General features: G+C 71.4%; 11 protein-coding genes. 5 read left to right on the top strand and 6 right to left on the bottom strand.

Annotation, left to right across the window (positions count from 1 at the left end; all coding sequences use genetic code 11):
• The coding region (locus ACK42S_RS12440) for an FkbM family methyltransferase (RefSeq protein ID WP_409707828.1) at nt 1–464 on the top strand (464 nt) is incomplete at its 5' end.
• Here ACK42S_RS12440 and ACK42S_RS12435 read toward each other — a convergent pair.
• The 3 genes from ACK42S_RS12435 to ACK42S_RS12425 all read right to left on the bottom strand — a co-directional run bounded on the left by ACK42S_RS12435 (nt 440) and on the right by ACK42S_RS12425 (nt 2,162).
• The gene (locus ACK42S_RS12435; protein ID WP_409707825.1) at nt 440–682 is read right to left on the bottom strand and encodes a hypothetical protein; all 243 of its coding nucleotides are present in this window, start codon (nt 680–682) and stop codon (nt 440–442) included. The genes ACK42S_RS12440 and ACK42S_RS12435 overlap by 25 nt on opposite strands.
• A 62-nt stretch (nt 683–744) precedes the next feature.
• A complete protein-coding gene (locus ACK42S_RS12430; RefSeq protein ID WP_409707822.1) occupies nt 745–1,350 on the bottom strand; it encodes a YceI family protein in 606 nt (201 codons plus the stop codon).
• Nucleotides 1,347–2,162, bottom strand: coding sequence for a CDP-alcohol phosphatidyltransferase family protein (locus ACK42S_RS12425; protein ID WP_409707819.1), 816 nt, complete (start codon nt 2,160–2,162; stop codon nt 1,347–1,349). Before ACK42S_RS12425 ends, ACK42S_RS12430 begins: the two co-directional genes overlap by 4 nt.
• 27 nt (nt 2,163–2,189) lie before the next feature.
• On the opposite strand from ACK42S_RS12425, the gene ACK42S_RS12420 reads away from it, so the two are divergent.
• The 4 genes from ACK42S_RS12420 to ACK42S_RS12405 are packed head-to-tail and all read left to right on the top strand — an operon-like array spanning nt 2,190 to nt 5,607.
• Nucleotides 2,190–3,197 (top strand): zinc-dependent alcohol dehydrogenase, encoded by a 1,008-nt coding sequence (locus ACK42S_RS12420; protein ID WP_409707816.1) that lies wholly within the window; start codon nt 2,190–2,192, stop codon nt 3,195–3,197.
• A gap of 21 nt (nt 3,198–3,218) precedes the next feature.
• Nucleotides 3,219–3,644, top strand: coding sequence for a 6-pyruvoyl trahydropterin synthase family protein (locus ACK42S_RS12415; protein ID WP_409707813.1), 426 nt, complete (start codon nt 3,219–3,221; stop codon nt 3,642–3,644).
• A 2-nt stretch (nt 3,645–3,646) separates the two neighbouring features.
• Nucleotides 3,647–4,723 carry a glycosyltransferase family 4 protein gene (locus tag ACK42S_RS12410; protein WP_409707810.1) on the top strand — a complete coding sequence of 359 codons (1,077 nt, stop codon included), beginning with the start codon at nt 3,647–3,649 and terminating at the stop codon, nt 4,721–4,723.
• Nucleotides 4,720–5,607 (top strand): class I SAM-dependent methyltransferase, encoded by an 888-nt coding sequence (locus ACK42S_RS12405; RefSeq protein WP_409707807.1) that lies wholly within the window; start codon nt 4,720–4,722, stop codon nt 5,605–5,607. Before ACK42S_RS12410 ends, ACK42S_RS12405 begins: the two co-directional genes overlap by 4 nt.
• Nucleotides 5,608–5,613: 6 nt before the next feature.
• On the opposite strand, the gene ACK42S_RS12400 is transcribed toward ACK42S_RS12405, so the two are convergent.
• The 3 genes from ACK42S_RS12400 to ACK42S_RS12390 form a co-directional block, all read right to left on the bottom strand.
• Nucleotides 5,614–7,434 (bottom strand): aminopeptidase P family protein, encoded by a 1,821-nt coding sequence (locus ACK42S_RS12400; protein ID WP_409707804.1) that lies wholly within the window; start codon nt 7,432–7,434, stop codon nt 5,614–5,616.
• Between the two features lie 61 nt (nt 7,435–7,495).
• Nucleotides 7,496–8,371 carry a protease HtpX gene (gene htpX, locus ACK42S_RS12395; RefSeq protein ID WP_409707801.1) on the bottom strand — a complete coding sequence of 292 codons (876 nt, stop codon included), beginning with the start codon at nt 8,369–8,371 and terminating at the stop codon, nt 7,496–7,498.
• 86 nt (nt 8,372–8,457) lie between these two features.
• Nucleotides 8,458–8,904, bottom strand: a complete 447-nt coding sequence (locus ACK42S_RS12390) for an SH3 domain-containing protein (protein ID WP_409707798.1) — start codon at nt 8,902–8,904, stop codon at nt 8,458–8,460.
• Nucleotides 8,905–9,065 lie beyond the last annotated feature (161 nt).

Below are 9,065 nucleotides of genomic sequence, written 5' to 3'. Positions count from 1 at the left end.
CCACGCCCACCGTGAGCACGCTGTCGGCCGACTGGGCGCATCGTGCGGGCGCCACCGCGTCCTTCCAGGGGGTGCGCTGGTCGCCGGGGCCGGTGGTGCCGGTGACCACGCTCGACGCCTTGATCGCGCAGCATGGCCGGCCCGACTTCATCAAGATCGACGTCGAAGGCTTCGAGCTGGAGGTGCTGAAGGGACTGAGCCAGCCGGTGCCGGCGCTGTCCTTCGAGTTCCTGGCCCCCGTGCGCGACCTGGCCCTGGGCTGCATCGACCGGCTGGAAGCACTGGGGCGCTATCGCTACCAATGGAGTGTGGGTGAGCAGTTGCGGCTGCAGCCCGAGACCGCGCTCGAAGCCGAGGCGATGCGGGCCTGGCTGCGCAGCCTAGGGGACGACGCGCCTTCGGGCGACATCCTCGCTCGGCTCGACGGGCAGGCCGGCGCTCAGGCGGGCGGCCCGAGCCTGTGAGCCGAGGGCTCCAGGCCCGGCACGAAGCCCGCCGCCTCGAAGCGCAGCAACAGGGCGGCATCGCGGCTGATGAGGTGCACCGGCACGTCCGAGGACGCATTCGGGCCGGTCACGCTGGCGATGGGCGGGTGGTCGCCCACGACGATCGTGAGCAGGTCGGCCGGTGCGTGGTTGCGCAGATCGCTTGCTGCAGGCAGGCCTCGGTGGGCCGCGTCCACGACACGGGCTCGGCCAGCGCGGCCTGCAGTTCGTGGTGGCGGTAGAACGTGGGTTGCCCCCGTCATTGGCGGCGCGCTTCGAACTCGATGATCAGCTCGATCTCGTCACCCACCCAGCCATTGGCCACGGCGTAGTTCATCCCGTAGGCGCTGCGCTTGAAGCTGCCGCGCGCCGACACCCCCATCACATAGGGCCGGCCCTGGCCGGGGATCTCGTAGGTGTTGCTCTTATTCCAGGTGGCCCGCAGCGTGAGCGGCTGGCGCTGGCCCAGCAGCTCGAGCTGGCCGGTGATCTCGTACTGGCGCTCGCCCACGCGTCTGGCGCTGTCGGCCGTGAAGACCATCGTCGGGTACTCCTTCACGTTGAGGAACTGCGCCCCCTTGAGGTGGTTGTCACGCGCGCGGTGGTTGGTGAAGACGCTTTCCGTGGCCACCTCGATGCGCACGTCGCTGAGCGTGCCGGTGGCTTCGTCGAAACGGTAGGAGCCCTTGGCCTCGCGGAACAGGCCCAGCACCTTGGCGTAGCCGATGTGGTCGACCAGGAAGCCGATGGACAGGTGTTCGGCGTCGAGCACGTAGCGGGGAGCCTGGGCCGCGGCGCCTCCGGTGAGGAACAGCAACGAGGCGGCCAGCATCCAGGCGCGCCGATGCAAGGAGGGGAGGGTCATGGTGCGTTCTCCAGGGGAAGGTGACGTCGCTGGGCCAGCCATCGCACATCGACGGCAAAGGAATACACCAGCAGGGCCAGGCCCGCGCCGGCGATGAGCGCGGCCGCGGCCGGGGCAATGATGGGGCCCAGGGCCGTGATCAGGGTGACGATTTGCACCACGCACACGGTCTTGCGGCGCATGCTCGGCGGCAGCGGGCGCGCAAGCCAGTGCCACACCCAGCTGGCGGCCACGAAGGCATAGCGCATCAAGCCGGCGGCCAGCACCCAGGGCCCGGCCTGGCCGAATTGCACGATCAGCAGGCACAGCACCAGCATCAGGGCCGCATCGGTTTCCATGTCGAAGCGCGCGCCAAACTCGCTGGCCAGGCCGCTGCGGCGCGCAAGCGGCCCATCGACGGCATCCAGCACGGCCCCTACCGTGGCCCACACGACGACGGCCCAGCCCAGCGCCTCGGCACCGGAGCTGCCGGCACGTGCCGCGCTTTCGCCCACCAGGGCCGCGAGCATCGCCAGCATGCCCAGCCGCAGCAGGCTCACCTGGTTGGCCGCGCCAAAGCGACGGTGCAGCTCGCCGTGGGCATTGCGGTGATGCCGCAGGCCGTGCAACAGCAATCCGGCCGCCATCCCGTACACGGCGATGGCCTTGCCTGCATAGCCCGCACCAAAGAGCGAAGGCCAGGCCGCGTGCAGGCCCCAGCCCGTCACCACCACCAGCGCCGCGCCCGCCAGCAGCGAGCGATGGGCGTCGCGCCGCAAGGCTTCGGCCCCCGCGCTTGCGGGTGCCGACGTCCCTGGTGTGCCTGTGTCCATCGTCTCCGACATAAGATGCTCGCGGCTATGCCTTCCCATCCTTCTTCAGCGCGCCTCCTCGACACCGCACCGGCCTGGGCCTGCTGGGTTGCCGAGCCGGGGCGGGCCGAATTGCGGCCCGAACCCGTTCGAGCGCCCGGCGCCGCCGAGGTTCAGGTGCGCGCCGTGCACAGCGGCATCAGCCGCGGCACCGAAACCCTGGTCTTCCGCGGCGAAGTGCCGGCCTCCGAGCACGATCGCATGCGCGCACCCTTCCAGGCCGGCGACTTCCCGGCGCCGCTCAAGTATGGCTATGCCAGTGTCGGTGTGGTGGAGGCCGGTGCGCAAGCCCTGATCGGCCGCACGGTGTTCTGCCTGTACCCGCACCAGAGCCGCTACGTGGTGCCGGCGCAGGCCGTGCTGCCCTTGCCCGAAGGCCTGCCGCCGGCGCGCGCCGTGCTGGCCGCCAACATGGAAACCGCGCTGAACGCGCTGTGGGACGCGCCCGCGCCGCCCGGCGGGCGCATCAGCGTGGTGGGCGGCGGGGTGGTGGGCCTGCTGGTGGCCTGGCTGGCTGCGCGCACGCCCGGCTGCGAGGTGGAGCTGGTGGACATCGACCCGGCCCGCGCCAGCGTGGCCGCCCACCTGGGCCTGGGCTTTGCTTCGCCCGAGACCGCCCGCGGCGACGCCGACCTGGTGGTGCATGCCAGCGGCCAGCCGGCCGGCCTGCGCACCGCCCTGGCCCTGGCTGGCTTCGAGGCCACCGTGTTGGAACTGAGCTGGTACGGCACGCGCGCGGTGGAACTTCCGCTCGGCCAGGCTTTCCATGCGCAACGGCTGGTGCTGCGCAGCTCGCAGGTGGGCCAGGTGGCTGCGCCCATGCGCGCACGCTGGACCCACCGGCGGCGCCTGGAGCGTGCGCTGGCGCTGCTGGCCGACGACCGCCTGGATGCGCTGATCACCCACCACGCCCCCTTCACGCAATTGCCCGAGGTGCTGAAGCAGCTCGCGCACGATGCCCGCGGTGTGCTGTGCCACCGCATCGATTACGACTGACCCACGAAAGCCTGCTTGTCCATGTACAGCGTCAACGTCCGCGATCACTTCATGATCGCCCACAGCTTCCAGGGTGCCGTCTTCGGCCCCGCGCAGCGCCTGCATGGCGCCACTTATGTCGTCGATCTGGAACTGCGCCGTCCCGAGCTCGATGCGGATGGCGTGGTGGTGGACATCGGCCGCGCCACCACGGTGCTGCGCGAGATCCTGTCTGAGCTCAACTTCCGCAACCTCGACGAGGAGAGCGCCTTCCGAGGGCGCAACACCACCACCGAGTTCCTTGCCCGCGTGGTCTTCGACCGCGTGGCCGAACGCATCGCCCGGGGTGAACTGGGGGCCCATGCCCTGGGCCTCACCCACGCCAAGGTGACACTGCACGAGTCCCACGTGGCCTGGGCCGCCTACGAGGCCGCACTGCCCCTGCCCCGCACCGCGCTGCAGGCCTGATCGTGCCCGGCTGCACCTTGCTCATCCCCGGTGATCTCGACACGCCCACCGGCGGCTACCGCTACGACCGCGCCCTCGTGCGCGGCCTGCGGCAAGCCGGCTGGCGCGTGGACGTGCTGAGCCTGCCGGGCCACTACCCGTGGCCCACCGAAGCCGCCGAACGGGAGGCGACGCGGGCCGTGGCCGCGCTGCCCGACGGTGAATGCGTGCTGGCCGACGGCCTGGCCTTCGGTGCGCTGCCCGCACTGGCGGCCGAGCATGCCCTGCGCCTGCGCTGGGTGGCGATCGTCCACCACCCGCTCGCGCTGGAGACCGGTCTGTGGCCCGAGCATCAGGCCGTGCTGCGCGACAGCGAAGCCCGTGCGCTGTCGCACGCCCGGCGCATCGTCGTGACCAGCCCCACCACGGCGCGCACCCTCACCGCCCCTGGCCGCCAGGGCTGGGGCGTGACCCCGGGGCGCGTGGAGGTGATCGAACCCGGTGTCGCTCCCGCCGCCGTGGCCACCGGCTCCCTGGCGCAAGGCGGTGTGCCGCGGTTGCTGTGTGTGGGCAGCCTGAGCGTGCGCAAAGGCCAGGCCGAGCTCATCGACGCCCTGGCCGGTCTGACCGACCTGCCTTGGGAGCTGGTGTGCGCCGGCAGCACCACCCGGGACCCTGAAGCCGCCCAGGCCGTGCGCTCGGCCCTCGAGCGCCACCGGCTGACCGGCCGCGTGCACCTGGCCGGTGTGGTCGAGGACGAGGCGCTGGATGCGCTGTACGCCGGGGCCGATCTGTTCGTGCTGCCCTCGTGGTACGAAGGCTACGGCATGGTCTACACCGAGGCCCTGGCCCGCGGCCTGCCGGTGGTGTGCACCAGCGGTGGCGCCAGCCCCGAGACCGTACCCGAGCCGGCCCGCCTGATGGTGCCGCCCGGCGACGTGCGCGCTCTGCGGGAGGCCCTGCACCGCTGGCTCACCAGCCCCCGGCTGCGCGCCAAGCTCGCGGCAGGGGCGCTGCAGGCGCGCGACCGCCTGCCTCGCTGGGAGCAGGCGGTCGAACGGATGGCCCGGCTGCTGCTCGAGGTGGGTGTGCGGCCATGAGCGGGTTCTCGGCCGACTGGCTGGCCCTGCGCGAGCCCTGGGACCACGCCGCCCGCCAAGCCGCGGCGCACCGTCTCGACGCCGCCGCGCTGGCCGGTGGCCTGCGCCCTGCCGGCGGCCCCCTGGGCGTGCTCGACCTCGCCTGCGGCACAGGCGCCAACCTGCGCGAGCTCGCGCCGCAATTCGGCGGCGAACAACACTGGACCCTCGTCGACCACGACCCGGCGCTGCTCGACGCCCTGCCCGTGACGCTGCAGCAGTGGGCGCAGCTGCAAGGCCATGCCAGTCATGTCGACGCTGGCGGGCGCAGTGGAACGCTGCGCTGCGCGCAAGGCCTCTGGCAGGTGCGCTGGCAGGCCCGGCGCCTGGACCTCGCCACCGAACTCGACCGCCTGCCGTGGCAGGGCGTGCAGCTCCTCACCGCCTCGGCGCTGATCGATCTCGTCTCCGAGGCCTGGCTGCAGCGGCTGGTGGCGGCCAGCCGCGCTCATGGCGCCGCGTTGTGGATGGCCCTGGGTGTCGACGGCCGCGACCGCTGGGCCCCGGACGACCCGGATGACCCCGTGGTGGAGGCCGCCTTTCGTGCCCACCAAGGCCGCGACAAGGGGTTCGGTCCGGCCCTGGGCCCACGGGCCCCGCAGGTGCTGGCCCAAAGGCTGGCCGATGCCGGCTATCGCGTGACCACCACGGCGTCGGACTGGCGGCTCGACGGCCCCGCCGCCACGGCCCTGCGTCGGGCCCTGATCGAGGGCATCCGCGCGGCGGCCTGCGAACAGCAGCCCGCCCAGGCCGCCACCTTCCGCGCCTGGGCGGCGCGGCGGCAGGCGCAGGCGGGCAGGCTGTCGCTGCACATCGGTCACACCGAGGTGGTGGGCTGGCGCTGAGGCGGCTCAGCGCGGCAGTGGCCGGGTGCGCTCGGTCAGCCAGTCCGCGGCTGCGCCATGCACCAGCGGGCCCACGCGTTCGAGCACCATGGCGTGGTAGGCATCGAGCCAGGTGCGCTCATCCTCGTGCAGCAGCGAGGGCTCGATGCAGCGCGTGTCGATCGGGCACAGCGTGAGCGTCTCGAAGGCCAGCCACTGACCGAACTCGGTGCGGCCGGCCTCGACGTTCATCGCCAGGTTCTCGATGCGGATGCCCCATTGGCCGTTGCGGTACAGCCCGGGCTCGATCGAGGTGATCATGCCCGGCTCCATCGCGGTGTGCGCCTCGGCTGGTGCATGCACGCTGAGCACCTGGGGGCCTTCGTGCACGTTGAGGAAGTACCCCACGCCATGCCCGGTGCCGTGGCCGTAGTCGAGCCCCTCGGCCCACAGCGGCGCGCGTGCGATGGCGTCGAGCAGCGGCGAGCGGATGCCGCGAGGGAAGCGCGCACGCGACAGGGCCATCATCGCCCGCAGCACCAGCGTGAAGTCGCGCCGCTGGGCCGCCGTGGGCGTGCCCACCGGCACCACACGGGTGATGTCGGTCGTGCCGCCCAGGTACTGGCCGCCCGAGTCGATCAGCAGCAATCCCGTGCCCTCGATCACGGCGTGGGACTGCGGCGTGGCGCGGTAGTGCGGCATCGCGCCGTTGGCGTTGAAGCCGGCAATCGTGGCAAAGCTCGGGCTGACGAAGCCCTCGCGCCGCGCGCGCGCCTCGGTGAGCCGCTCGTCGATGTCGAGCTCGGTCAGGCGTTCGCCGCGCGCCAGGGCCTGCTCGAACCACGCGAAGAACTCGGCCAGTGCGGCACCGTCCTGCGCCATCGTGGCGCGGATGAAGTCGGCCTCCGCCGGGGTCTTGCGCGACTTGGCCAGTGTGGTGGGGTTGGTGGCCTCGATCACGCGCACCGTGGCGGGCAGGGCTTCGCGCAGGGCCAGCGTGATGCGCCGGGGGTCGATCAAGACGGTGGTGCCGGCCGGCAGCGCCGCCAGTGCGGAGGGGGCCTCCTCATAGGGGGCCAGGCGCACCCCGTCGGCCTCGAGCGTGCGGCGCAGGGACTCGTCAACCTTGGGCAGGTCCAGGAACAGCGTGGCCGCCTCCAGCCCCACCAGGGCATGGGCGACGAACACCGGGTTGTACGACACGTCCGCGCCGCGCAGGTTGAAGAGATAGGCAATGTCGTCCAGCGTGGACAGCACATGCCATTGCGCCTCCTGGGCCCGCAGGCTGCGGCGCAGCGCGGCGAGTTTGTCGCCGCGTCCCAGCGGGGCCTGGGGCGCACGGTGCTCGTAGACCGGGGGGGTGGGCCGGGCGGGCCGGTCCGGCCAGATGCGTCCGGGCAGGTCCAGGTCGGTGCGCACGCGGATGCCGCGGGGCTCCAGGGCCGCGCGCAACGCGCGTGAGGCGGCCAGTGCGAGGATCTCGCCGTCCACGGCCAGGGTCTGGCCTGCGCGCAGGTGGGTGGCCAGCCAGTCGATGTACTGGGTGCTCGCGCCGCTGGAGAGTTTCATCAACACGATGCCGGTGCCGGCGAGCTGGGCCTCGGCCTGGACCCAATAGCGGCTGTCGGCCCACAGCCCGGCGTGGTCGCGTGTGACCACCAGCGTGCCCATCGACCCGGTGAAACCGCTCAGCCACTCGCGGGCCTTCCAGCGTTCGGGCAGGTATTCCGAAAGGTGGGGGTCGCTCGACGGCACCAGCACGGCGTCCACACCGTGCTGGTCGAGGGCGTCGCGCAGCCGGGCGATGCGCTCACGCACGGCGGCCTGGGGCGGGGCGAGGGTGTCCATGACAGGGCCTTTCAGTCGACGCTGCCGATTCTAGGGAGTCGCATCGCGCCGCCGCCCGGGCTCAGGGCTGCTGCTGCAGCGCGCGGATGCGCTCCTCGATGGGCGGATGGCTCGACAGCAGGGCCATGAAGCCCGTCGGTCGCGAGCTGATGCCCATGGTCTGCAGTTGCTTGGGCATCTCGCCCGGGTCGAGCCCGCCCAGGCGGGCCAGCGCGTTGATCATGGGCTGCTTGCGGCCCATCAGTTGTGCGGCACCGGCGTCGGCGCGGAACTCGCGCTGGCGCGAGAACCAGGCCACGATCACCGCCGCCAGGATGCCCAGCAGGAGGTCCATCACGATGGTGGTGGCGTAATAGCCGATGCCCGGGTGGTCACTGTTGTTGCGCAGCACCACGCGGTCGACGACGTAGCCCACCACGCGCGAGATGAAAACGACGAAGGTGTTCATCACACCCTGGATGAGCGTCATCGTCACCATGTCGCCGTTGGCAATGTGGGCCACCTCGTGGCCGATCACGGCCTCCACCTCCTCGCGGGTCATGCTGTGCAGCAGACCGGTGGAGACGGCCACCAGGGCCGAGTTCTTGAACGCGCCGGTGGCGAAGGCGTTGGGCGGGCCTTCATAGATCGCCACTTCGGGCATGCCGATGCCGGCTCGCTGCGCGAACTGGCGCACGGTGTGGACGAGCCATTGGTGGGTGGGGTCGGGCGAGTCGTTGATCACCTGCGCGCCGGTGCTGAACTTCGCCACCGGCTTGCTGATGAGCAGCGAGATGAGCGCGCCGCCGAAGCCCATCAGCGCCGCAAAGCCGAGCAGGGCGCCCAGATCCAGGCCCTGGGCGCTCAGGAAGCGGTTCAGGCCCAGCACGTTGGCCGCGATGCCCAGCACGACGATCACGGCCAGGTTGGTCATCACGAACAGCAGGATGCGTTTCATCGGGGTCCTTCCTTCGAACGGGAATCAGGTGGCATCGGCATGGCCTCCATGATGCACCGGGATCGGGCTTCCCGGGGGGGCCTGGCCTACCAGCCCCAGAGCAGGTGGCGGGCCACCCAGCCCGTCACGCCGCCGTCCTCCTGGCGCACGCGCACCCAGGACGGACGCTTTTCCAGCGTGCGCAGCACCTCGCCGTACCCGGCCTGGCCGACGATGCGGCTGCGCGTGGAAGGTGCGCTGCGGATGTTGACGGTCCCCACCTTCACCACATGATGCGGCGTGCGGCTGGTCAGCGCTTGGTAGACCCAGGCCTCGTCATTCTCGAAGTCACGCACCTTGAGCCAGGAGCCCTGGCGGCCGGTGACTTGCAGGGGATAGCCGTGGCGGACGACCCACAGTGCTTCATGCTGGGTGCCGGCGCCGGCGCGCAGGTTCACCTCGGGCCGGTTGATGCTGACCATGGTCTGGGCCGCTACGGGCACGGCGAAAGCGGCCGCAGCCAGCCAGGCAAGCAGGGACGAGAGTCGGATCATCTCGGCAGGCTCCTTGTGGTGGGGATGACCCGCCATAGTGCCGTTTTTGCGTCCGAGGTTCCCTTCGACGGTCTGGCTCAGGCGTTGACCATTCCGAAAATCATGAAATACAGCATGGCCGCCAGCAGCGCCGAGGCGGGCACGGTGATCACCCAGGCCGC

This window comes from Caldimonas sp., assembly GCF_046289365.1.
Classification (GTDB): domain Bacteria; phylum Pseudomonadota; class Gammaproteobacteria; order Burkholderiales; family Burkholderiaceae_C; genus Caldimonas.
The sequence above is the reverse complement of the archived record's forward strand: the minus strand, read 5'-3'. Positions and strand labels throughout refer to the sequence as shown.

Bases quoted from the DNA above. Each gene is read 5' to 3' on its own strand.
- ACK42S_RS12430 (WP_409707822.1), bottom strand. From the start codon at position 1,350: ATGACCCTCCCCTCCTTGCATCGGCGCGCCTGGATGCTGGCCGCCTCG.
- ACK42S_RS12425 (WP_409707819.1), bottom strand. From the start codon at position 2,162: ATGGACACAGGCACACCAGGGACGTCGGCACCCGCAAGCGCGGGGGCC.
- ACK42S_RS12420 (WP_409707816.1), top strand. From the start codon at position 2,190: ATGCCTTCCCATCCTTCTTCAGCGCGCCTCCTCGACACCGCACCGGCC.
- ACK42S_RS12415 (WP_409707813.1), top strand. From the start codon at position 3,219: ATGTACAGCGTCAACGTCCGCGATCACTTCATGATCGCCCACAGCTTC.
- ACK42S_RS12405 (WP_409707807.1), top strand. From the start codon at position 4,720: ATGAGCGGGTTCTCGGCCGACTGGCTGGCCCTGCGCGAGCCCTGGGAC.
- ACK42S_RS12400 (WP_409707804.1), bottom strand. From the start codon at position 7,434: ATGGACACCCTCGCCCCGCCCCAGGCCGCCGTGCGTGAGCGCATCGCC.
- htpX (WP_409707801.1), bottom strand. From the start codon at position 8,371: ATGAAACGCATCCTGCTGTTCGTGATGACCAACCTGGCCGTGATCGTC.
- ACK42S_RS12390 (WP_409707798.1), bottom strand. From the start codon at position 8,904: ATGATCCGACTCTCGTCCCTGCTTGCCTGGCTGGCTGCGGCCGCTTTC.